Source organism: Pseudomonas sp. 22189 (genome assembly GCF_052045635.1).
GTDB lineage: Bacteria > Pseudomonadota > Gammaproteobacteria > Pseudomonadales > Pseudomonadaceae > Aquipseudomonas > Aquipseudomonas parakoreensis.
On the sequence record NZ_JBQEPG010000014.1, the window covers coordinates 1 to 21,571 of the forward strand.

Below are 21,571 nucleotides of genomic sequence, written 5' to 3' on the forward strand. Positions count from 1 at the left end.
TTTTGTTTTTCAAGATCAAGATCAAAAGATCGCAGCCTTCGGCAGCTCCGACAGAGGGGTGCAGGAATGACTCTACTCAGCGGCCCCCCTCGTCGGGGAGGCCTCGGGTATACTGCCGCGTTTTGCGCTCCCTGCTCGTATTGCGGTGGTCTGGCAATGCGCTCTTACGTTTTGTTTAAGCAGCCTTGGCTGTCCTGAACCAGCCTGTGCAGGGATGTTTCGGTAGATTTTTGGAGTTTTTATGCTCGAACAGGCTCAACGCGTCCTCAAGGACATCTTCGGCTACGACAGTTTCCGTGGCCGTCAGGGTGCAATCATTGAGCGCGTGGCCAGCGGCGGTGATGCGCTGGTACTGATGCCTACCGGTGGCGGCAAGTCCTTGTGCTTCCAGGTCCCGGCGTTGCTGCGCGAAGGCCTGGCGGTGGTGGTGTCGCCGTTGATCGCGCTGATGGACGATCAGGTCGCCACCCTCGAAGAGCTGGGCGTGGCCGCCGCCGCGCTGAACTCCACGTTGAGCGCCGAACAGCAGCGCGATCTGGCGGCACGGATCAAGCGTGGTGAAGTGAAAATGCTCTATCTGGCGCCCGAGCGTCTGGTGCAGCCGCGCATGCTGTCGTTCCTGCAAGGTTTGAACATTGCCCTGTTCGCCATCGACGAAGCGCACTGCGTGTCGCAATGGGGCCACGACTTCCGCCCGGAATACCTGCAACTGGGCCAGTTGGCGGAAATGTTCCCGGACGTGCCGCGCATCGCCCTGACCGCCACCGCCGACAAGCGTACCCGCGAAGAAATCGTCACCCGCCTGCACTTGCAGAACGCCGAGCGCTTCCTGTCGAGCTTCGACCGCCCGAACATCTTCTATCGCATCGTGCCCAAGGAGCAGCCGCGCAAGCAGTTGCTCGCATTCCTTGCCGAACGGCGCAGCGATGCCGGCATCGTCTATTGCCTGTCGCGCAAGAAGGTTGAAGAAGTTGCCGCGTTCCTCAGCGAGCAGGGCTTCCCGGCGCTGCCGTATCACGCCGGTCTGCCCAATGATTTGCGCGCCTATCACCAGAAGCGCTTCCTCAACGAGGAAGGCCTGATCATGGTCGCCACCGTGGCGTTCGGCATGGGCATCGACAAGCCCAACGTGCGTTTCGTCGCGCACCTCGATCTGCCCAAATCCCTTGAAGCCTACTATCAGGAAACCGGGCGCGGCGGTCGTGATGGCCTGCCGGCGGATGCGTGGATGGCCTACGGTCTGCAAGACGTGGTGATGCTCAAGCAGATGCTGCAGAACTCCGAAGGCGACGAGCGCCACAAACGCCTGGAGCAGCACAAGCTCGACGCCATGCTTTCGCTCTGTGAAGAGACCCGCTGCCGCCGGCAGACGCTGCTGGCCTATTTCGATGAAGACATGCCCGAGCCGTGCGGTCACTGCGACAACTGCGTCGACGGCGTGCAGACCTGGGACGCCACCGAGCCGGCGCGCCAGGCGCTGTCGGCGATCTATCGCACCGGCCAGCGCTATGGCGTCGGCCATCTGGTGGACGTGTTGCTGGGCAAGGACAACGAGAAGGTTCGCAGTTTCGGTCATCAGCATCTGTCGGTGTATGGCGTCGGCAAGGCGCTGAGCGAAAGCGAATGGCGCTCGCTGTTCCGGCAACTGGTGGCGCGTGGTCTGGCCGACGTCGATCACGAGGGCTATGGCGGCCTGCGCCTCAGCGACACCTGCCGGCCTTTGCTCAAGGGCGAGGTGACGCTGGAACTGCGCCGCGATCTCAAGCCGCAAGTCACCGCCAAGACCGCCAGCAAGAGCCCGGCCAGTCAACTGGTGCGTGGCGAAGAGCGCGAGCAGTGGGAAGCCTTGCGCGCGCTGCGACGCAAACTGGCCGAAGAGCATGGCGTACCGCCGTACGTCATCTTCCCCGACTCGACGCTGCTGGAAATGCTCCGCAGCCAGCCAACCTCGCTGGCCGACATGGCGCGGGTCAGCGGCGTTGGTGCGCGCAAGCTGGAGCGTTACGGCGAGGCCTTCCTCGAGATCCTCGGCGGCGAGGCCGAGGCGCCGAAAGTGGTGGCCGACGTGCGCCACGAACTGATCAGCCTGGCCCGCGCCGGCATGACCCCGATGCAGATCGCCGGGCAGTTGCAGTGCTCGGAAAAGAACGTCTACACCATGCTCGCCGAGGCCATTGGCAAACAGCAATTGTCGCTGGAGCAGGCGCTCGACCTGCCTGAAGAACTGATGGGCGAAGTGCAGGATGCGTTCCTCGACGGCGAGGGCGAGTTGCCGTCGGTCGCCGAAGTCGCCGAGCTGTTCGCCGGTCGGGTTCCGGAAGGCGTTCTTTACTGCGTCAGGGCTGCGTTGCAATCTGAGTTTGAAATGTAAGAGGGCGTTTGCGCCAACCGTCAGGCAGTTGTAACGATTCAGTACAGGTCGGCTCTTGCCTATAGCCAAATGTCATGCTTAGCTGACTAATAATTAGTTTTTCTCTATTTGTCAGTCTACTCATGAGTGTTTTATGCCGTTAACCGATCAACACCGCTTTGGCATGCAACTGGCCCAGATGTCCCGTGGCTGGCGCGCCGAACTGGATCGCCGACTGGCGGGCCTGGGATTGTCCCAGGCCCGCTGGCTGGTGCTGCTGCATCTGGCGCGATTTGAAGATGCGCCGACTCAACGCGAGCTGGCGCAAAGCGTCGGCGTCGAGGGGCCGACCCTCGCGCGTTTGCTCGACAGTCTGGAAAGCCAGGGCCTGGTACAACGCCAGTCGGTGATGGAAGACCGCCGGGCGAAAAAAATCGTGCTCTGCGCACCTGCGCTGCCGCTGATCGAACAAATCGAAACCATTGCCACGCAACTGCGCCACGAATTGTTCGAAGGCGTCGACGAGGCGGATTTGAAGGTGTGCATGCGGGTTCACGGGCACATTCTGGGCAACCTGGAAAAATCTTGAGGCATAACCGCGTGCCGGTTTTTTGAGAGATCGCGCTGAGCAGACTATAAGAACTACTGGGCAATATCGTGTTCGTACCGGATGTGCGAACGCATAGAAACCGGTTTTGCTTATCTAAGGGATGCTCATGCACGCAAGTCGGCACGTGGTACTGCGCAGTGGCGCCAAATGGCTGCTGGTCGCTGGCGTTTTCAGCTATTCGACCTGGTCGATGGCACTGGGCCTGGGGGACATCACGGTTCACTCGGGTCTCAATCAGCCATTCAAGGCCGACATTGCGCTGGTGGATGCCGCTGGCCTGAGTGCCAGCGATCTCTCGGCCAGCCTGGCCACGGCAGATGAATTCGGCCGGGCCGGGGTGGAACGGGTGTTCTTCCTCAATGACCTCAAGTTCACCCCGATCCTGCATGGCAATCGTCAGATGATCCGGGTGACCTCGCGCAAGCCGGTCAAGGAACCCTTTCTGAATTTTCTGCTGCAGCTTGATCAGCCCAATGGCCGCCTGCTGCGCGAGTACACGGTGCTGATCGATCCGCCTGGATCGCCCAGTATCGTACCGGCCACGGATGAACCCGATCCCCATCCGCAATCCTCTGAATTTCCCGCCGTCGAGCCTGCCACCGCGGCACCTCAGGCAGCCCAGGGCAAACCCGAGGCGCCGTCCTCAGCGCCGGCATCTCCAGCGGCGGCTTCACCCGCCAGCGATGCCCTCGCGGAGCAATTGGCGGCCAGCGTACTGCTCAATCAGCAACTGCAAAAGACGGTGGACGAACTCAACGTCAAACTGCAGGCGCAGGATGTGCAGATTGCCGACGGTAAAAAACAAGTCAGTGATCTGCAAACGCGGTTGACCGAAGTGCAAAAGCCTCCGGCACCGGTGGTTACGCCGCCAACCCCAGCGCCAGCACCCACCGCGCCGCCCGTCGAGGACAATGATCTCAACTGGCCGCTGTTCGGCGGCTTGCTGCTGTTGTCGGGCTTGCTGGTGGGTGGGCTATTCGTGCGCCGTCGCCGGCAACTGGCCGAAAATGCAGCGCCGCTGGCGCTTGCCCCGACCGGTCACGAGCCGGATCTGGACGACAGACCCGCTGCGCCCTCGATCAGCCTCAGTGCAACACCCGAGCATCGTGAAGAGCCGGCGGCGGGGGATGTGCTGGAGGCGGTGGGGATTTATCTGGCCTATGGACGCCTGAACGAGGCCGTCGGGCTGTTGCGCGATGCCTTGGACAAAGAGCCGGAGCGAGCCGATCTGGGCGTGCAATTGCTTGAAGTGTTGGGGCGCCAGGGCGACAGTGCCGCTTATGAGCAGCAGGAAAGCCAATTGCGCGGGGCAGGAGTCGATCCTCTGCAACTGGAGGCGATCCGGGCGCGTCATCCAAAGCTCACCCGTGTTGCAGCGATCACACCGGTGTTGCCTGTCATCGCTGCAGCACCGATTGCGCCAGCAGTACCACCAGCGCCTGAGGATGACTTCGAATTGAACCTGGGCGAGCTGTCGATGGCTTCAAGTTGGGATCTTGAGGACCGTCGTACGGCCGCAGATCAGCCATCCGCGGGCGCCCCCGCGTCGGACTCAAGCCTTGAAGTGTTGCCGGTGGAGTTCGAGTTGCCCGAAGCCACCGTGAAAGACGAGACGGAGCTGGAGTGGATTCCCGAACCCGACGCACAGCCACTGGATGATGACTTTCTCAATGAATTTGGCGACCCGCCGCCATCACTGGCGCTGGAGCCACTGACACTGCAGGAGCCGGAACCTGCTGTCGCTTCGGTGAAGCTTGAACAGGCGCAAACCTGTATTGATGACGGCGATATCGACAGCGCCATTGCCTTGCTCAATGAGTTGCTCAAGGAAGGGGACGAGCCCCTCAAGCAAACGGCGCGGACGTTACTCGCGGGTATTCGCTGACGGTTGAATCAGCGCAATTGTGCAGTGACTGGACTATCGCCTTCGCGAGCAAGCTCGCTCCCACAGTTGGAATGCGTTCCATTATGGGCGCGAGCTTGCTCGCGAAGGCGTCAGGGTCGACCACATCAATCCACCTGAATGATCAGAACGTCTGCCCCAGATTCAGATAAACCGCCTGCTCATTCGCGTCATTCAGGCCATAGGTGAAATTCAACGGTCCCAACGGCGTATCGAAACCGATGAATACACTGGCGGCATTGATGTAGCCGCTGTCGAATTCGTTGTCGTTGTTCCACGCCCGGCCGCGTTCCAGCGAGGCGCCGGCATACAACGGGAAGTCCAGTGGCAGGTACGAACGCGGGGTCAACCGGCGGTAATACACCGCGCGCATCAGGCTGACGTTTTGCCCGGAGATCGAATCCTCGCGAAAGCCCGACAATTGCCGTGCGCCGCCGAGCAGGAAGCTTGAGGTCACCACGTTGGTGTCATCCAGCGTACGTCCATAGCGGCCACCGAGAATCAGCGTATCCGGACCGCGACTCATGGCTTTGTCCAGCTTGAATTCCCACTGGCGGTAACGGGTGTCCGAACCCAGGCTTGGTTCGAATTGCAGCAAGGTCAGGCTGATGTCTTTGCCGTCGTGGGGGTAGTAAACGTTGTCCAGCGAGTCGAACGAATATTTCAGCGAATAGAAGCCCTCGTTGAAGTGTTCGCTCGGCAGGTCCTGATCTCCAATGCGCACGTCGGCCTTGCCCCAGGCTTCGCCGACGCCGAAACGCACTTCGCCGTTGTTGCCGATCTGCCGTCCGACATTCAGGGCCATACCGTAGCGTTCGACCCGGTATTGGGCGATCGGATCGTTGTCGAGCACCGCGTCGACGTTCTGCGCCTGGAACACCAGTGAGGGCGCGATGAAGTAGCGCGAGCCGACATCCAGCGGTTGATAGAACTCGGTATACAGTTCCTGTTTGTCGCCGATCTGCGCCCGGGTCAGCCATTCCGCGCCGAGACGGTTGATGCCGTTGATGCGATAGCTGGCGCCGAGGTTGAAAGCGCTGTCGCCGCGCATGTCGTCCGACAGGTTCAGGCCGACCCGCAGGTAATCGGTGCCGCTGCGTTTGCCTCGGGCGCTGATCACCAGCGTGTGATCCTGGCCCTTGTGCACCACGCGGTACTGCACCTGTTCGAAGTAATCGAGGCCGTACAGCGTGCCCATGTCCGAATGCAGTCGACCGAGATCCAATGGCTCACCGATGGGCTGGCGGATGTAGTAGCGGATCACGTCGTCACCGACTTTCGAATTGTTCTCGACCTTGATCGCGGTGATGATCGGCGTGCGCTGGCCCGGGGCGCGGGCAGCGTTCAGTTCGGCGTCCTGGGATTGTTGAGGTTTGAGCTGAGCGAGGCGGGTGTCGAGAATCCGCGTGGCGCGGTAACCGGCGTCGATCATTTCCTGGGCTTTGCCGAAATCAGTGACCCCGAATGCCGCCAGCGCCGGCTGGATCAGCACGTCGCCGGGTTTGAGGGCGGCCAGTTGCTCTTCGGAGTTGCGCCGGGTCATCAGGGTGATCGACTGGTTCAGCACATCGACCACGGTGGTCAGTTGCTTGCGGTTGCGCAGCGGGGTACCGATGTCGACCACGATCGCCACATCGACCCCCATTTCCCGCGCGACGTCGAGCGGGATGTTATCGGTCATGCCGCCGTCCACCAGCAGCCGGCCGTCCAGTTCGACCGGGGCGAACACCGCCGGGATCGACATGCTGGCGCGGATCACCTGCGGCAAGTGACCTTTGCGGAACACCACTTTTTCGCCGTTGGCGATGTCGGTGGCGACCGCGCGGAACGGGATTGGCAGCTTGTCGAAGTCGCGGGTGTCGCTGGTATGCGCCAGCAGGCTTTCCAGCATCAGCGCCAGGTTCTGGCCCTGAATCACCCCCAGCGGCAGGCCGAGGCTGCCGTCATCGCGGAAACTCAGTTGCTGTTTCACCAGAAAGTCACGGTCGTCCTGTTTGCGGCGAAACGGCACGTCTTCCCGGGGCGGGGCATCGGACAGTGCCTGTTGCCAGTCGATGTTCAACGCGAGTTTTTCCAGCTCATCGATTTTGTAGCCCGAGGCATACAGGCCACCGACCACCGCGCCCATGCTGGTGCCGGCAATCGCATCGATCTTGATGCCTTGCTCCTCAAGGGCCTTGAGCACGCCAATGTGCGCCAGACCACGGGCAGCACCGCCGGACAGCACCAGGCCGACTTTCGGGCGGGTGGCTTCGGTGGCATTCACAAATAACGGCAGCAAGCCAAGCAGCAGGCAGAACAGCAAACGGCGCATGGTGAGTCTCGGGGCAAGCGATAAAGCCGGCTATTATAGCGGCGCCCTCTGTCTCAGGAGTTTCAGCGAACATGTCTGCTGCAAAACCGGAAATCGTCATCACGTATTGCACCCAATGCCAGTGGCTGCTGCGCGCCGCGTGGCTGGCGCAGGAACTGCTCAGCACTTTCGGCGACGACCTCGGCAAGGTCTCGCTGGTGCCCGGCACCGGCGGGGTATTTCACATCAGCTGCGACGATGTGCAGATCTGGGAGCGCAAGGCCGACGGCGGCTTTCCCGAGGCCAAGGTGCTCAAGCAGCGAGTCCGCGATCAGATCGACCCTGAGCGCGACCTCGGCCACAACGACCGCACTCAGTGAGACGCAGCTTCGGCCGCGACGGTTTTCTTGTCGGCACTGCCTGACATCCGCGCGGAGACGACGATGGCGACGATGATCAGCGCGCCGCCGACCAGCATGCGCACAGTCGGGTTTTCATCGAACAGCAACCAGGCGACGGTGATGCCGTAAACCGGCTCCATGGCGAACACCACGGCGGCGGTGCGCGCCTTGATCACCGCGAGGCTGGCGACAAACAGGCTGTGCGCAACGCCGGTGCAGAACACCCCGAGCAGGCTGATCCACAGCCAGTCCATCGCGCGTACTTCGCTCAGTTGCGGGGCCGCGACCGGCAGCAGACACAGCGCCACCACCACGTTTTGACACAGCGCCGCCTGCACCGCCGGGATACGTCCGGAGCTGGCACGGTTGGTCAGCGACAGCAAGGCGAACAGCAGGCCTGAGAGTACCGCCCAGAGCAGGCCGGTCGTGGCGCCGCTGGCCAGATCGAACGCCGGGGTGACCAGCACCAGACCGACGCTGACCAGCACCACCAGCACGATTTCATTGGCGCGGATGCGTTCGCGGAAAATCAGCCCTTCAAGTATCACCGTGAACGCCGGGAAACTCGCGAAGCCCAAGGTCGCAATCGCCACCCCGGCGACTTTCACCGCGATGAAAAAACTCACCCAGTGCCCGGCCAGCAACACGCCGCTGAGTGCCAGACGGCGCCAGTCGACCGCCTGCAGTTTCTGCCAGCCGTGCTGCCTGGCGAAGCGGGCGAAAAAGGCCAGGGCGAGCACGGCAAACGCCGCACGTCCGAAGACGATAACCGCCGGTGAGGCGGCCGCGAGTTTGCCGAACACACCGGTCAGGCCGAACATCAGAGCGCCGATATGCAGGGCGCCGAGGGCAGTACGCGGAGTCATTGCAATCCTTAATCCGAACACGGTTTCAAATGTAGGAGCTGCCGCAGGCTGCGATCTTTTGATCTTGCTTTTGATCTTGAAAAGTCAAAGTCAAAAGATCGCAGCCTTCGGCAGCTCCTACAGGGAGCATGGGCAAACATTGAAACGTGTTGCGGCGCAGAAGTCTGTCGGCGAACTAGCGTTTTTTGTCGCAGGAATCGCGGCGTAACTGGCCCGGTGATGCGCCAAACTCCCGCAATACCGCCGCCGCGAACGCACTTTGCGAACTGTAGCCGACCCGGCAGGCGATTTCGCCAATGGGCAGCGCCGTGTCGCGCAGCAGGCAAACCGCCTTGTGCAGCCGCCGGCTGCGAATGTAGTCCATCGGCGTCTGCCCGCATTCCGCCATGAACCGTGCGTGCAGCCGGGCGCTGGACAATCCGGCGATCTGCGCCAGATCGGCCACTTGCAGCGGGTAGGCGGCGTATTGTTCGATGTGCGCATCCAGCGCCGCGTAGGGCAGACGCCGCGCCGAGTGTTCGGCAGGTCTGACGTGATTCAGGCTGGCGAGCAGCAACACCGCGCCTTGCTGGGCGATCAGCGGGTCCGTGACCGCGCTGTTCGCCAGCCAATTGACCAATTGGCTTTGCCCGGCATCAAGGGACAACCGCGCAGGCTGGTCGAGCAAGCGCTGACTGGCGTCGGCGTGCTCGCCCAGCGAGTCGTTCAGCCATGGCCCGTCGGGTACGTCCAGCACCAGACAACGGCTGCCATCGGGGCTGCCGCAGGCGTGATGCGCGCCGCCGGGGACGACCACGAAACTCTGCTGGCGCACCTGGCTGCCCTGACCCTCGACTTCGAAATCCAGCGCACCGGACAGACCGAACACCAGTTGCGCGTGGTCGTGGCTGTGGACGATCAGGTCGTGGGTGTATTGGCGCAGAGTCAGGATCGGGCGCATGGCAGAGGTCTCCGAAGTGAGCGCCAGTCTACACCGGGGCACGGGCTTGCGCGCTGTCACACGACTGACGCCTGCCTGTCATGGTCGATTCACCCGGCGCGTGCACAGTGGCGAAAACATCGCAGAGGGTTGCCCATGACCAGCGCCGAGCTCGCCAGACCCAGCCGTAAACAACGGGTGCGCACCTTGTGGATTTCCGATGTGCATCTGGGCACACGGGACTGCCAGGCCGAGCACTTGTCGCAGTTTCTCAAGGGCTACCACGCCGACAAGATCTACCTGGTCGGTGACATCATTGACGGTTGGAAGCTGCGCGGCGGCATGTACTGGCCACAGGCGCACACCAACGTGATCCGCCGCCTGCTGACCATGAGCAAGCGCGGCACCGAGGTGATCTACGTCACCGGCAACCACGACGAATTCCTGCGCCGTTATTCGAAGCTGATCCTCGGCAACATCCAGTTGGTCGATGAGGCCGTGCATGTCACGGCGGATGGCCGGCACCTGCTGGTGATTCACGGCGATCAGTTTGACGTGATCACCCGCTATCACCGCTGGCTGGCCTTTCTCGGCGACTCGGCCTACGAGTTCACCTTGACCCTCAACCGCTGGCTCAATCACTGGCGTGCCCGTTATGGCTACGGCTACTGGTCGTTGTCGGCGTACCTGAAACACAAGGTGAAGACGGCGGTGAGCTTCATCAGCGACTTCGAAGAAGCCATCGCCCACGAATGTGTGAAACGCGAATTGCACGGCGTGGTCTGCGGGCATATTCACCATGCCGAGATCCGCAAGGTCGGGGAGGTGGACTACCTCAACTGCGGCGATTGGGTGGAGTCGTGCACGGCGTTGATCGAGCACTGGGATGGCACGATCGAGTTGTATCGCCTGGCGGATGCGCAGGCGCGGGAGGCTCAGCTCAAGGCGGCCAAGGTTGCCGAGATCGCATAAAGGCAAAAGATCGCAGCCTGCGGCAGCTCCTACACAGGTCTCNTGTAGGAGCTGCCGCAGGCTGCGATCTTTTGATCTTACGCCGGGGCGTGTTCTTCCATCGCGGCCTTGTAGATCGAATGCTTGGGCTGCGCAAACAGCCGTTCCATCATCGGCTCGAAGAAACTCAGCGGCAGGCTGTCATACGCCGGATCGAACGCCGCCGCATCGTACCTGGCGCAGAACTCCACCGTCGCCTGATACTGCGGATGCTCGGCGAATTGCTCGCGCAGGTGCCGATCCATGCCCAGATGATGGAAGAAGTAGTAACCCTGAAAGATCCCGTGCTTCTCGACCATCCACAGATTTTCGGCGCTGACGAACGGTTTGAGAATCGCCGCCGCGATGTCCGGGTGGTTGTAAGAGCCGAGGGTGTCGCCGATGTCATGCAGCAGCGCACAGACCACGTATTCCTCGTCACGGCCATCGCGATAGGCGCGGGTCGCGGTTTGCAGCGAGTGGGTCAGGCGATCCACCGGGAAGCCGCCGAAATCACCTTCCAGCAACTTCAGATGCGCGACGATCCGCGACGGCAATTGCCGGGCGTAGGCGCTGAAGTCTGCGGCGATGATCGCCCAGTCTTCCTGCGTGCCATCCTGCATGTGGGTGAAGCGGGCATTGGCGTTCATCGGCAAGCCTCCTGGTGTGTCGGGTTTCAGAACGCCACGCGGCCGAGGATCATGTCGCGGTACATGACGAAATCGCCGAGCAGGCTGTACAGCGGATGCTGGAAAGTCGCCGGACGGTTCTTCTCAAAGAAGAAGTGCCCGACCCAGGCAAAGCTGTAACCGGCCAGCGGCAGGGCCAGCAACAGTAGCCAGGCGCCCTTGGCGAGGGTCATGGCCAGAATGAAAATCACCAGCGTGGTGCCGATGAAATGCAATCGGCGGCAGGTACTGTTGGCGTGTTCGCTGAGGTAATACGGATAGAACTCGGCGAAGCTGTTGAATGGCTTGATGTTTTCCACGACTGCGATCTCTGTGGTTATTGTTCTGACGGCAAGTTGTTCGGCGGGTAGCCTATTTGAGTCTAGAGTGAACACTGGTATCAGCCAGTGACAATGGGCGCCACTTTAGTATCCTTCGCTAATCGGGTCGCAACATGTGATCCATCATGTAAAAGAATAACGCCATGAGCGAACGAACGACTTCTGCAAGCTGGGCGATGGGGATTGTCAAAGCATTGGAGATGGACGGCCTGGATTGCCGGGTACTGTTCAAGCAACTGGGGCTCGATTACGCCGCCCTGAATGATCCGGATGCGCGCTTCCCGCAAGATTCCATGACCCGCCTCTGGCAACGGGCGGTCGAGCTGTCCGGCAACCCGGCGATCGGCTTGAACATGGGCAAAGTGGTGCGTCCGGCCTCGTTCCATGTCGCCGGCTATGCCTTGATGTCGAGCAACACCTTGGCCGAAGGCTTCCAACGGCTGGTGCGTTATCAGCGGATCATCGCCGAAAGTGCCGACCTGAGTTTTCGCCTGCTCGAAGAAGGCTATGCGCTGATTCTGACCGTGCATGGCGATCACCTGCCGCCGACCCGGCAGAGCGCCGAAGCCTCGCTGGCCTGTGCGTTGGGCCTGTGCAGCTGGTTGACCGGGCGCACCCTGCATCCGGTCAAAGTGTTGTTTCAGGGCGACGAACCCGCCGATCTGCAACCTTACCGGCAAGCCTTCCACGCGCCGCTGATGTTCAACGCGCCGTACGATGCGTTGATTTTCGAACGGGCCGACATGGAAGCACCGCTGCCCACCGCCAACGAAGCCATGGCGCTGTTGCACGACCGGTTTGCCGGGGAGTACCTGGCGCGGTTTTCTGAAAGCCGCGTGACCCACAAGGCTCGGCAGGTGCTGTGTCGCTTGTTGCCGCAGGGCGAACCCAAGCGCGATACGGTGGCGCAGACCCTGCATCTGTCGCAGCGTACCTTGCAGCGGCGGTTGCAGGAGGAGGGCACGAGTTTTCAGCAGTTGCTCGACGACACCCGCCGTGAACTGGCCGAGCAGTATCTGGCGCAGCCGAGCATGACCTTGCTGGAGATTGCGTATCTGCTGGGGTTTGCCGATCCGAGCAACTTCTTCCGCGCGTTCCGTCGCTGGTTCGATACCACGCCCGGCGATTACCGGGCGCGGCTGTTGCAGGCGCCGGTCAGTGACGCCAAAAGGCCGGAATACACAGCACAAACACCGTAATGATCTCCAGTCGGCCGAGCAGCATGCCGAACGACAGGATCCACTTCGCTGCATCCGGCAGGGTGGCGAAGTTGCCCGCCGGGCCAATGGTCTCACCCAGGCCCGGGCCGACGCCGGACACGGTGCTGGCGGCACCGGTCAGCGCAGTCATCCAGTCCACGCCGAGCAGCGACAGCAGCAGGGCGATCACGCAAATGGTGATGGCGAAGAAGAACGAAAAGGTCAGGATCGAGCGCACGATCTCTTCGTCGAGACGGTGGCCGTTGTACTTCTGCTTGATCACCGCGCGCGGGTGAATCAGCTGGTTAAGGTTGGCCTTGAGCAGGATGTAGGCGACCTGGAAACGGAAGATCTTGATCCCGCCCGCGGTCGAGCCGGAGCAGCCGCCGACAAAGCCCAGATAGAAAAACAGCATCAGCGAAAAGTTGCCCCACAGGCTGTAGTCGCCGAGGGCGAAACCGGTGGTGGTGACCACCGAGGTCACGTTCAGCGCCACGTGCCGCAGCGCCTCCAGCCAGTGCAGCTTGGTGGTCCACCAATACCAGGTGCCGAGCACCAGCCAGGTCACCAGCAACATGCCGAGCAGGCCCTGCACCTGCTGATCCTTGATCAACGCCTTGCGATTGCCGCGCATGGTCGCCACGTACAGGGTGAACGGCAGGCTGCCGAGAATCATGATCACCACCGCGACCCAGTGCACCGCCGGTTGTGTCCACTTCGCCAATGACTGGTCGGAGGTCGAGAAACCGCCAGTGGATATTGCCGACATCGCGTGGTTGATCGCATCGAACGGGCTCATCCCGGCCCACCAGAACGCCAGGCTGCCGAGGATGGTGATACCGACGTACGCCGCGACAATCAGGCGCGCCACCATGTGCGAACGCGGCATGACCTTTTCCGAACGGTCGGACGATTCGGTCTGGAACAGGCGCATGCCACCGATGCGCAGCAACGGCAGAATCGCCACCGCCATGCCGATGAAGCCGATACCGCCGAGCCAGTGCAGCAGCGAGCGCCACATCAGAATCCCCGGCGACATGCTGTCGAGCCCGCTAAGCACGGTCGAGCCGGTGGCGGTGATGCCGGACATGCTTTCAAAGAACGAGTCGGTGTAGCTGATGTGCTGAGTCAGCAGGAATGGCAGCGCGGCGAAAATACACACCACCAGCCAGCTGCTGACCGTCAACAGGTACATGTCACGCGGGCGCAGATGGATGTGTTCCGGGCGTCCGGGAATCACCAGTGCAAGGCCGGCGAGGAAGGTGATCATGCTCGCCCAGAGGAACGACGGCAGGTCACTGGTGCGCTCGAAAATCACCAGGGTGGCCATGGGCACGACCATGGCGACGGCCAGGGTGATCAGGAAGATGCCGATGATGAAACCAATGATCCGTAAGGTCGGCAACGCCATGAAGTCCGCTCGGGCTGAAGTGGGAAGGGCGCCATTCTACCCGTGAGGCAGGGCATGTAAACCGGCATCCCGTTGGCAGATGAAGCTAGAATAGCCGCACATTTTTCTCAGGAGGTGGCCGATGCAGGCTCTCGACGCGTTGCTCAACCGTGTTTCCGTTCCACGCCTGGTCGAACCAGCCCCCACTGCCGAGCAGCGCGAAGCCCTGTTTGGCGCAGCCCTGCGCGCACCGGATCACGGCCACTTGCAGCCGTATCGTTTCCTTACAGTCGAAGGGGCGGCGCGCGAGCAAATGGGCGAGTTGCTGGCCGAAGCGGCGCAGATGCAGGAAGGTGAAGTCACTGAAGCGATGATCGACAAGGCGCGCAACGGCCCGCTGCGGGCGCCGCTGGTGGTCGTGGTGATCGCGAAACTGCAGGAACACGTCAAGTATCCGAAGGCCGAGCAGTTGCTGGCGGCGGGGTGTGCGGCGCACGGGATTCTGCTGGCAGCCTATGCGCAGGGGATTGGTGCGGTGTGGCGTACCGGTGATCTGGCCTATTCGGCGCACGTGGCCAAGGGGCTGGGCCTGGCTGAAGGCGAGCAGGTGATTGCCTTCCTGTATCTCGGCACGCCGCAGAAAGAGCCGCGCGTTGCCGAGAAGGTTGATCTGGAGGAGTTCGTCAGCGCCTGGCCGGGCAAGGTTTAAAGTCAAAAGATCGCAGCCTGNTCGGCTCTGTAGGAGCTGCCGCAGGCTGCGATCTTTTTTTCATCGAAAGTCTAAGGTTGGACGATAGCCCCTGGCACCAGCGGCAATTCCAGGCTGGCAATAAACCCGCCCTCGGGATGATTGGCCAGGGTCAGACTCCCGCCATGCCGCTCCGCCGCCCGCCTGGCAATTGCCAGGCCCAAGCCATGTCCCGCCGCCGTTTGCCCCGGCGCCCGGTAAAACGGTTCGCCCAACTGGCTCAGGTGCTCGGCCTGCACGCCCGGCCCGTGGTCGCGTACGCTCACGACAATCCGCTCGCCCTGACGCGTAGCCTGCATCTCGATGGCCTGGCCCACCGGGTTGAAGCGCTGGGCGTTGCGCAACAGGTTGTCGACGGCGCGCTCGATCATGGTCGGCCATCCGGTCAGATTCAACTGAGGCTCGGCGTTCAGGCGCACGGTCTGCTCGGGTGAGCCGAGCTGAGCATCTTTCTGCAAGGTGCCGAGCAGGGCGTTCAGGTCCACCGCTTCGGCACTGGCGTTGTCGGCATCGACCCGCGCCAGCACCAGAATTTCGCTGATCAACGCTTCCAGCCGATCGCACTCGCGGGTCAGGCGTGGCCAGAGTTTTTCCCGTTCTTCAGGATTGGCCCGTTCCGCCAGCGCCAGCGCGATGCGCAGTCGTGCCAGAGGGGAACGCAGTTCGTGGGACACATCGCGCAGCAACTGGCGCTGACTGCCGATCAGGCTTTGCAGGCGCGCCCCCATGCGGTTGAAGTCGTTGGCCAGCACGCCGAATTCGTCGCGACGGTTGGCCAGTTTCGCCAGGCTGTTCTGTTGATAGGTGGTCTGCCCCAGATCATGCACCGCACCGCGCAAACGGCTGAGCGGGCGGGTGATGGAGAAGGTCACCAGCAGGCTGAACAGGGTCAGTACCACCAGCGCGATACCCAGCGCACTCAGCGGCCAGAGCAGGCTTTCACGGTGCCACGCATCGAGCTCCGGGTGCGGAATGCGGAAGATGAACAGGTAGGTGTCGCCGGTTTTTTCGCTGGTGAATTCGTCGGTCAGGCGGCGCCAGGGCAGACGTCGGTCATCGTTGTTCTGTCTGGCTTCGAAGGCGGCGGCGCGACGCGGGAAGGTGCCACGCACCACCGGGTCGCCGCTTTCGTTCAGCACCTGGACGTCAATGTGGTACTGGCGTTTGCGCTGTTGAAGGATGTCCTGCGCGGCGTCTTCGCCCTGGGCTTCGTAGGTTTGCGTCCATTCGGCGGCCAGCGTGTTGAGGCCCGGATGGCGGCTGAGGATCCACGCGTCCTGATTGAGCATGTGCCCGAGCAGGATCGACAGCCCTGCCACCAGGGCGATGGCCAGCCAGAAGCTCGCGAGAATACGCCAGAACAATGAACGCACAGAAATTCCTCAATCAAACGCTTAACCCCTGTAGGAGCTGCGGCACGCTGCGATCTTTTGATCTTNAAAAGATCGCAGCGTGCCGCAGCTCCTACAGAGGGCGGATGTGAACAGGCCCGACCGGGTAAGCCGTCGGGCCTGTGATTAGAACATTATTGCGCCTTTTGCGGCTGTTGCGCTTTCCACGCCTTGAACTCGGCCCATTCGGCGCGGCGTTCAGCCTGTTTCTTCTGGAACTCGTCGAATTTCTTCTGTTGATCCGGTTTCAGCAGGTTGCGTACGTCAGCTTCGGCTTTCTTGTGGTTGGCCGCCATCTCGTCTTTCATGGCTTTCTGGTCAGCCGGCGAGAGTTTTTCCAGGTACTTCTCGACCACCTGGCGACGTTCGTGCATCTGCTCGCCCATGATCTTGCGGATCTGATCGCGCTGTTCGCGGGTCAGGTCGAGTTGGCTGTACGGGCCTTTGCCGTGTTCGCCGTGCATCTGACCGCCGTGGCGTGGGCCGTCGAGCGGGCCACCCATCGGGCCACCATCCTGTGGCATGGCCATGGCGACGGTTGGCAGAGCGGCAGCGAACATCAGAGCGATAAGAGTCTTGCGCATGGTGTATCTCCTTGTCTCGTTCCCGGTACGTTCCGGATGAGTTCAGATTACGGAGATCAAGGTCAGCGGCGGTCAGCGCTGCGTAAAGCTTGGGTAAAGACGCTTCGTTTCCAGCCTTACACATATCCCCTGTAGGAGCTGCCGAAGGCTGCGATCTTTGTTTTTGAAGATCAAAAGATCGCAGCGTGCCGCAGCTCCTACAGAGAGTGAGGTGTCTTCAGAGGCTGTAGTAGTAACCACGGCTGCGCAGGGCGACGATGCGTGGGCGGCCGTCGGGGTGCGGGCCGATCTTCTTGCGCAGGTTGCTGACGTGCATGTCGAGGCTGCGGTCGTACAGGGTCAGCTTGCGCCCGAGGGCCAGTTGCGCCAGTTCCTGCTTGTCCAGCGGTTCGCCGGGCTGCTTGAGCAGGGCTTCGAGCAAACGACTTTCGGAAACGGTGAGGGTCAGTTCTTTCTCATCGATGCTGACCACGCCGCGCACCGGGCTGAAGCTCAGGTCGCCGAGTTCGAGTTGGGTCGATACGGCGGCCGGGTGACTGCGGCGCAGCACGGCGCGCAGACGCGCGGTGAGTTCACGCGGATCGCAGGGCTTGGCCAGGTAATCGTCGGCACCCAGTTCCAGACCGAGAATGCGATCCAGCGGTTCGCCACGGGCCGAAAGCATCAGCACCGGCAGCTCTGCGTGCTCGCTGCGCAATTGCTTGAGCAGTTCCAGACCGCTGCCATCGGGCAGCATCACGTCCAGCACCACCGCCGCCGGGGCCGATTCGGCCAACGCCTTGCGCGCGCTCTGGCCATCGTGGCAGGCACGCACCAGGAAGCCTTCCTGGCTCAGCCAGCTACTCAGGAGTTCACACAACTCCTGGTCATCATCAATCAGTAACAGCTCGCTCATGACTCACTCAATTTAGCCATTGCCGACGTTTTCGGCTTGCTCCACTGGCAAAGATACCGCACAGCAGCGCCAATAGCGCTACCCCGGCGCCCGTAACGAACCATTGCTGCTGTTCGGTCAGCAAACGCGGCAAGGGACTTGCCTGGGCTTCCTTGAGTTGCAGCTTCAGGCGCTGATTCTCCTGGCGCAACCGGGCAAGCTGGGCGCTTTCGCGGGTGTTGTCGGCATTTTGCAGTTGTTTGCTCAGTTCTTCCCGCTGCTGCTCGCTGGCCTTCAGGCGCTGCTGCAACTCGGTAATCTGGCTGCCGGCACTTAATGACAATGGCGTGGAGCTGCCGCTTTCGGTGGTTTCCTCACCATGGGCGGGCGCCATGATCGTCAACGTGACCCACATCAGACACAACGGACCTTTGCGCATTGCGATTCCTGCTAGCAAATGGATATTGGGCAGGTTGTCGGCAGGCAAACGAGAATAATGAGCGATTGAGAGCGGTGAGAAGCGGGAAGGTTCAGTGCCAGAGGCAATGTCGAGCGTGGTGAGTTGAACAATTTGAGCTTGGGGAGTCATTGTGGCGAGGGAGCTCTTGCTCCCGCTGGGGCGCAAAGCGCCCCCCGCTTTTCAACTCATAGGCAATGGGACTGCTGCGCAGTCCAGCGGGAGCAAGCTCCCTCGCCACAGAGTCCCTCGATATCTTTTGAAGCTGGTTACGGCAAGACTTGCTTGAACGGCTTGACGATCACGCTGGCGTACACGCCGGCGGCGATGTACGGATCGGCGTCGGCCCAGGCCTGGGCGGCGCTCAGGGAGTCGAATTCGGCGACGATCAGGCTGCCGGTGAAACCCGCAGCGCCCGGATCATTGCTGTCGACCGCCGGGTGCGGGCCGGCCAGCACGATGCGGCCTTCGCCCTTGAGCACTTGCAGGCGTTCGAGGTGGGCCGGGCGCGCGGCGAGGCGGGCTTCGAGCGAGTTGGCGACGTCGGTGGCAATGATAGCGTAGAGCATGTCAGTCCTCGGTTTTTGGCGTTGTGGTATCGGCGTCGTGCAGATGGCGGGACAGGTAGATGCCCTGACCGACCAGGAACAGCACGGTCATGCCCAGGCTGCCGAACACCTTGAAGTCGACCCAGATGCTCTGGAAGGTGAATGCCACGAACAGGTTGGCAGCGCCGCAGAACAGGAAAAAGGCGATCCAGGCGATGTTCAGGCGGGTCCAGACCGGATCCGGCAGGGTCAGCGCGTGGCCCATGATGCGTTTGATCAGCAGGCGGTCACCGATGAAGTGGCTGCCGATGAAGGCCAGGGCGAACAGCCAGTTGACCACCGGGGCTTTCCACTTGAGGAAAGTCTCGCTGTGGAAGGCCAGGGTCAGGCTGCCGAACACCAGGCAGGCGATCAGGGTCAGCCATTGGCTTTTTTCCAGCTTGCGCTGCTTGATGAACAGCGCGCCGTAGACTACCAGTGAGCTGATGATCAGCATCGCCGTGGCGCTGTAAATACCGCCTACAGTCACCTCATGGCCGGCGATGTCGACGACCCGTGGATCCAGTTTGTAAACGATGAAAAACAGCAGAAGCGGGATGAAATCGATGAATTGTTTCACAGTGAGAGCCAGAAGCTGGATGTGGCGGCATAATAACAAACATATGGGCGCGCGATAGCGCCAGCTGATTTGAGGTTACAACTCCCCGTGAATGTTGATTTGCACTGCCACAGCACGGCCTCCGATGGCGCCTTGGCGCCGGCGGTTCTGGTTGCGCGTGCGTTTGAAAACGGCGTGCGAGTCCTGGCGTTGACCGATCATGACACCCTAGAAGGCCTCGCCGAAGCGCGCAGCGCTGCCGAAGAACTGGGCATGCAGTTGGTCAACGGCGTCGAACTGTCCTGCACCTGGGGCGGGGCGACCATCCATGTGCTGGGTTACGGTTTCGACGTCAACGCCGCGCCACTGGTCGAGGCCATCGCCAAATTGCACGATGGCCGCTGGCTGCGGTCGGAAGAAATAAGCCGCAAGCTCGGCCTCAAAGGTATGCCCGGTGCCCTCGACGGCGCCCGGCAGATCCAGCAGGAGCTGGGCGACAGCGGCAACGCCCCGGCCCGTCCGCATTTTGCCGACTGGATGGTGCGTGAAGGTTTTGTAAAGGATCGCGCCGAGGCGTTCCGTAAATGGCTCGGCGCCGGCAAGCTGGGTGACGTCAAGCAACACTGGCCGACGCTGGAAGACACCGTCAGCACCCTGCGCGCCGCCGGAGCGTGGGTCAGTCTGGCGCATCCATGGCACTACGATTTCACCCGCAGCAAGCGCCGAAAGCTGATTGCCGACTATATTCAAGCGGGCGGGCATGCAATCGAAGTGGTCAATGGCCATCAGCCCGCGGAACAGGTCGGCAGCCTGGCAATCCTTGCCCGCGAGTTCGGTCTGCTGGTCAGCGCCGGCAGTGATTTCCATGGCCCTGGAGGCTGGTCGGAGATTGGCCAGTACCGGCCGGTTCCCGAGGACCTTCCACCCCTGTGGTGTCGGTTCAAACATGACACAGTTATTGCCGCCGTCTGAACAGGTAGAAAACGTGAGTCAATTTTTCCAGATCCATCCGGAAAACCCGCAAGCGCGCCTGATCAAACAGGCGGTCGAGATCATCCGCAAGGGCGGGGTGGTGATTTATCCCACGGACTCTTCCTACGCCATCGGTTGCCAGATCGGCGACAAGACCGCGATCGAGCGCGTGCGCCGTCTGCGTCAGCTCGACGAAAAGCACAACTTTGCGCTGATCTGCAGCGACCTGTCGCAACTGGGCAACTACGCCAAGATCGACACCGGCACCTTCCGCATTCTCAAGGCGCATCTGCCGGGGCCTTACACCTTTATCCTCAACGCCACCCGCGAAGTGCCGCGCCTGTTGCTGCATCCGAAAAAACGCACCATCGGCCTGCGGGTGCCGAGCCATCCGATTGCTTTGGCGTTGCTGGCCGAACTCGGCGAGCCGCTGATGAGCGTGACCCTGATCATGCCCGGCGATGAAGATCCGCTGAGCGATCCGTACGAAATGCGCCAATTGCTTGAACATCAGGTGGACCTGATCATCGACGGCGGTTTCGGCGGGATCAAGGCATCCACCGTGATTGACCTGACCGGCGACGACCCGGAAGTGATCCGCGTCGGTTGCGGCGACCCCGCGCCGTTCATGGTCGAGGCCTGAATGTCCGCAGTGGAAACCGTTGTCGATCCCCAGGCCGGCGCCCAGCAGGAACTGCCGTTTGCCATGGTCTATGGCCAGGCTGTCACGGAAATGCCGCTGGACCTGTACATCCCGCCGGATGCGCTGGAAGTGTTTCTCGAAGCCTTCGAAGGCCCGCTTGACCTGCTGCTGTACCTGATCCGCAAACAGAACATCAACATCCTCGACATCCCGGTGGCGGAAATCACCCGTCAGTACATGGGCTATGTCGAGTTGATGCAGTCGGTGCGCCTGGAGCTGGCCGCCGAGTACCTGGTGATGGCGGCGATGCTGGCCGAGATCAAGTCGCGGATGCTCCTGCCACGGGCCGAAACCGTCGAAGACGAAGAGGACGACCCGCGCGCCGAACTGATCCGCCGCCTGCAGGAATACGAGCGCTTCAAGGCTGCCGCCGAAGGCATCGACGGCCTGAGCCGGGTCGGCCGCGATGTTGTGGTGCCCAAGCTCGACGCCCCGGAGGCCCGGGCGCGCAAGCTGTTGCCGGATGTCGCGCTGGAAGAAATTCTGATGTCCATGGCCGAAGTGCTGCGCCGGGGCGACATGTTCGAGAGCCATCAGGTCAGCCGCGAGGCACTGTCGACCCGCGAGCGCATGAGCGATGTGCTGGAACGGCTCAAGGGCGGCGGGTTTGTGCCGTTCGTCGAGCTGTTCACCGCCGAAGAAGGTCGCCTCGGTGTGGTGGTGACCTTTATGGCGATCCTTGAACTGGTCAAGGAATCCTTGGTCGAGCTGGTGCAGAATGAGCCGTTCGCCGCGATCCACGTGCGAGCCCGAGCCGAATAACGAG

The 21,571-nt window shown here is 61.8% G+C and carries 22 protein-coding genes; 10 read left to right on the forward strand and 12 right to left on the reverse strand.

Annotated elements, in window-relative coordinates:
* The first annotated feature begins 241 nt into the window (after window positions 1-241).
* From recQ to ACTJKS_RS16530, 3 genes are all read left to right on the forward strand, one after another.
* The gene (recQ, locus tag ACTJKS_RS16520) at window positions 242-2,371 is read left to right on the forward strand and encodes a DNA helicase RecQ (RefSeq protein ID WP_108182007.1); all 2,130 of its coding nucleotides are present in this window, start codon (window positions 242-244) and stop codon (window positions 2,369-2,371) included.
* 133 nt (window positions 2,372-2,504) lie between these two features.
* A complete protein-coding gene (locus tag ACTJKS_RS16525) occupies window positions 2,505-2,939 on the forward strand; it encodes a MarR family transcriptional regulator (RefSeq protein WP_027613988.1) in 435 nt (144 codons plus the stop codon).
* A gap of 127 nt (window positions 2,940-3,066) precedes the next feature.
* Window positions 3,067-4,845 carry a FimV/HubP family polar landmark protein gene (locus ACTJKS_RS16530; RefSeq protein WP_440828899.1) on the forward strand — a complete coding sequence of 593 codons (1,779 nt, stop codon included), beginning with the start codon at window positions 3,067-3,069 and terminating at the stop codon, window positions 4,843-4,845.
* A 142-nt stretch (window positions 4,846-4,987) separates the two neighbouring features.
* Here the strand turns inward: ACTJKS_RS16530 and ACTJKS_RS16535 are convergent, their stop codons facing one another.
* Window positions 4,988-7,177: a patatin-like phospholipase family protein gene (locus ACTJKS_RS16535; protein WP_041073095.1), complete on the reverse strand. Its 2,190-nt coding sequence runs from the start codon at window positions 7,175-7,177 to the stop codon at window positions 4,988-4,990.
* 71 nt (window positions 7,178-7,248) lie between these two features.
* Here ACTJKS_RS16535 and ACTJKS_RS16540 point away from each other — a divergent pair, with 71 nt between their 5' ends.
* Window positions 7,249-7,536, forward strand: a complete 288-nt coding sequence (locus ACTJKS_RS16540) for a SelT/SelW/SelH family protein (RefSeq protein WP_027613985.1) — start codon at window positions 7,249-7,251, stop codon at window positions 7,534-7,536.
* Here the strand turns inward: ACTJKS_RS16540 and ACTJKS_RS16545 are convergent.
* Both ACTJKS_RS16545 and ACTJKS_RS16550 read right to left on the reverse strand, forming a co-directional pair.
* A complete protein-coding gene (locus ACTJKS_RS16545) occupies window positions 7,530-8,423 on the reverse strand; it encodes a DMT family transporter (protein WP_108182009.1) in 894 nt (297 codons plus the stop codon). The genes ACTJKS_RS16540 and ACTJKS_RS16545 overlap by 7 nt on opposite strands.
* Before the next feature lie 175 nt (window positions 8,424-8,598).
* The gene (locus tag ACTJKS_RS16550) at window positions 8,599-9,363 is read right to left on the reverse strand and encodes an AraC family transcriptional regulator (protein WP_108182010.1); all 765 of its coding nucleotides are present in this window, start codon (window positions 9,361-9,363) and stop codon (window positions 8,599-8,601) included.
* Window positions 9,364-9,498: 135 nt separating this feature from the next.
* Between ACTJKS_RS16550 and ACTJKS_RS16555 the strand changes: the two genes are divergently transcribed.
* Window positions 9,499-10,314, forward strand: a complete 816-nt coding sequence (locus ACTJKS_RS16555) for a UDP-2,3-diacylglucosamine diphosphatase (protein ID WP_041073087.1) — start codon at window positions 9,499-9,501, stop codon at window positions 10,312-10,314.
* Window positions 10,315-10,391: 77 nt separating this feature from the next.
* Here the strand turns inward: ACTJKS_RS16555 and ACTJKS_RS16560 are convergent, their stop codons facing one another.
* Window positions 10,392-10,982, reverse strand: coding sequence for an HD domain-containing protein (locus tag ACTJKS_RS16560; RefSeq protein WP_108182011.1), 591 nt, complete (start codon window positions 10,980-10,982; stop codon window positions 10,392-10,394).
* Between the two features lie 26 nt (window positions 10,983-11,008).
* On the reverse strand, window positions 11,009-11,320 hold the full coding sequence (locus tag ACTJKS_RS16565) for a DUF962 domain-containing protein (protein ID WP_047292440.1): 312 nt from the start codon (window positions 11,318-11,320) through the stop codon (window positions 11,009-11,011).
* Window positions 11,321-11,484: 164 nt separating this feature from the next.
* On the opposite strand from ACTJKS_RS16565, the gene ACTJKS_RS16570 reads away from it, so the two are divergent.
* On the forward strand, window positions 11,485-12,540 hold the full coding sequence (locus tag ACTJKS_RS16570) for an AraC family transcriptional regulator (RefSeq protein WP_198759098.1): 1,056 nt from the start codon (window positions 11,485-11,487) through the stop codon (window positions 12,538-12,540).
* Here ACTJKS_RS16570 and ACTJKS_RS16575 read toward each other — a convergent pair.
* Window positions 12,497-13,951 carry a TrkH family potassium uptake protein gene (locus tag ACTJKS_RS16575; protein ID WP_047292446.1) on the reverse strand — a complete coding sequence of 485 codons (1,455 nt, stop codon included), beginning with the start codon at window positions 13,949-13,951 and terminating at the stop codon, window positions 12,497-12,499. The two genes, ACTJKS_RS16570 and ACTJKS_RS16575, sit on opposite strands and share 44 nt — an antisense overlap.
* Before the next feature lie 121 nt (window positions 13,952-14,072).
* Here ACTJKS_RS16575 and ACTJKS_RS16580 point away from each other — a divergent pair, with 121 nt between their 5' ends.
* Window positions 14,073-14,639, forward strand: coding sequence for a nitroreductase family protein (locus tag ACTJKS_RS16580; protein ID WP_108182012.1), 567 nt, complete (start codon window positions 14,073-14,075; stop codon window positions 14,637-14,639).
* A gap of 71 nt (window positions 14,640-14,710) precedes the next feature.
* On the opposite strand, the gene ACTJKS_RS16585 is transcribed toward ACTJKS_RS16580, so the two are convergent.
* From ACTJKS_RS16585 to ACTJKS_RS16610, 6 genes are all read right to left on the reverse strand, one after another.
* On the reverse strand, window positions 14,711-16,051 hold the full coding sequence (locus tag ACTJKS_RS16585) for a sensor histidine kinase (RefSeq protein WP_041073074.1): 1,341 nt from the start codon (window positions 16,049-16,051) through the stop codon (window positions 14,711-14,713).
* A gap of 152 nt (window positions 16,052-16,203) precedes the next feature.
* Window positions 16,204-16,653 (reverse strand): Spy/CpxP family protein refolding chaperone, encoded by a 450-nt coding sequence (locus ACTJKS_RS16590; protein ID WP_108182013.1) that lies wholly within the window; start codon window positions 16,651-16,653, stop codon window positions 16,204-16,206.
* A gap of 217 nt (window positions 16,654-16,870) precedes the next feature.
* A complete protein-coding gene (locus ACTJKS_RS16595; protein WP_041073070.1) occupies window positions 16,871-17,548 on the reverse strand; it encodes a response regulator transcription factor in 678 nt (225 codons plus the stop codon).
* Window positions 17,549-17,555: 7 nt separating this feature from the next.
* Window positions 17,556-17,966, reverse strand: a complete 411-nt coding sequence (locus ACTJKS_RS16600) for a translation initiation factor 2 (RefSeq protein WP_041073068.1) — start codon at window positions 17,964-17,966, stop codon at window positions 17,556-17,558.
* A 287-nt stretch (window positions 17,967-18,253) separates the two neighbouring features.
* Window positions 18,254-18,553, reverse strand: coding sequence for a YciI family protein (locus tag ACTJKS_RS16605; protein ID WP_025110562.1), 300 nt, complete (start codon window positions 18,551-18,553; stop codon window positions 18,254-18,256).
* Window position 18,554: 1 nt separating this feature from the next.
* Window positions 18,555-19,151 carry a septation protein A gene (locus ACTJKS_RS16610; protein ID WP_027613975.1) on the reverse strand — a complete coding sequence of 199 codons (597 nt, stop codon included), beginning with the start codon at window positions 19,149-19,151 and terminating at the stop codon, window positions 18,555-18,557.
* 87 nt (window positions 19,152-19,238) lie between these two features.
* Between ACTJKS_RS16610 and ACTJKS_RS16615 the strand changes: the two genes are divergently transcribed.
* The 3 genes from ACTJKS_RS16615 to ACTJKS_RS16625 all read left to right on the forward strand — a co-directional run bounded on the left by ACTJKS_RS16615 (window position 19,239) and on the right by ACTJKS_RS16625 (window position 21,567).
* Window positions 19,239-20,102, forward strand: coding sequence for a PHP domain-containing protein (locus ACTJKS_RS16615; RefSeq protein ID WP_041073066.1), 864 nt, complete (start codon window positions 19,239-19,241; stop codon window positions 20,100-20,102).
* 13 nt (window positions 20,103-20,115) lie between these two features.
* A complete protein-coding gene (locus tag ACTJKS_RS16620; protein WP_007966016.1) occupies window positions 20,116-20,745 on the forward strand; it encodes an L-threonylcarbamoyladenylate synthase in 630 nt (209 codons plus the stop codon).
* Window positions 20,746-20,868: 123 nt separating this feature from the next.
* A complete protein-coding gene (locus ACTJKS_RS16625; protein WP_171061841.1) occupies window positions 20,869-21,567 on the forward strand; it encodes a segregation and condensation protein A in 699 nt (232 codons plus the stop codon).
* Window positions 21,568-21,571: the final 4 nt, after the last annotated feature.

Bases quoted from the DNA above. Each gene is read 5' to 3' on its own strand.
- ACTJKS_RS16545 (WP_108182009.1), bottom strand. From the start codon at position 8,423: ATGACTCCGCGTACTGCCCTCGGCGCCCTGCATATCGGCGCTCTGATG.
- ACTJKS_RS16600 (WP_041073068.1), bottom strand. From the start codon at position 17,966: ATGCGCAAAGGTCCGTTGTGTCTGATGTGGGTCACGTTGACGATCATG.
- ACTJKS_RS16555 (WP_041073087.1), top strand. From the start codon at position 9,499: ATGACCAGCGCCGAGCTCGCCAGACCCAGCCGTAAACAACGGGTGCGC.
- ACTJKS_RS16605 (WP_025110562.1), bottom strand. From the start codon at position 18,553: ATGCTCTACGCTATCATTGCCACCGACGTCGCCAACTCGCTCGAAGCC.
- ACTJKS_RS16535 (WP_041073095.1), bottom strand. From the start codon at position 7,177: ATGCGCCGTTTGCTGTTCTGCCTGCTGCTTGGCTTGCTGCCGTTATTT.
- ACTJKS_RS16580 (WP_108182012.1), top strand. From the start codon at position 14,073: ATGCAGGCTCTCGACGCGTTGCTCAACCGTGTTTCCGTTCCACGCCTG.
- ACTJKS_RS16595 (WP_041073070.1), bottom strand. From the start codon at position 17,548: ATGAGCGAGCTGTTACTGATTGATGATGACCAGGAGTTGTGTGAACTC.
- ACTJKS_RS16560 (WP_108182011.1), bottom strand. From the start codon at position 10,982: ATGAACGCCAATGCCCGCTTCACCCACATGCAGGATGGCACGCAGGAA.
- ACTJKS_RS16550 (WP_108182010.1), bottom strand. From the start codon at position 9,363: ATGCGCCCGATCCTGACTCTGCGCCAATACACCCACGACCTGATCGTC.
- ACTJKS_RS16590 (WP_108182013.1), bottom strand. From the start codon at position 16,653: ATGCGCAAGACTCTTATCGCTCTGATGTTCGCTGCCGCTCTGCCAACC.
- ACTJKS_RS16540 (WP_027613985.1), top strand. From the start codon at position 7,249: ATGTCTGCTGCAAAACCGGAAATCGTCATCACGTATTGCACCCAATGC.
- ACTJKS_RS16530 (WP_440828899.1), top strand. From the start codon at position 3,067: ATGCACGCAAGTCGGCACGTGGTACTGCGCAGTGGCGCCAAATGGCTG.
- ACTJKS_RS16525 (WP_027613988.1), top strand. From the start codon at position 2,505: ATGCCGTTAACCGATCAACACCGCTTTGGCATGCAACTGGCCCAGATG.
- recQ (WP_108182007.1), top strand. From the start codon at position 242: ATGCTCGAACAGGCTCAACGCGTCCTCAAGGACATCTTCGGCTACGAC.
- ACTJKS_RS16570 (WP_198759098.1), top strand. From the start codon at position 11,485: ATGAGCGAACGAACGACTTCTGCAAGCTGGGCGATGGGGATTGTCAAA.
- ACTJKS_RS16575 (WP_047292446.1), bottom strand. From the start codon at position 13,951: ATGGCGTTGCCGACCTTACGGATCATTGGTTTCATCATCGGCATCTTC.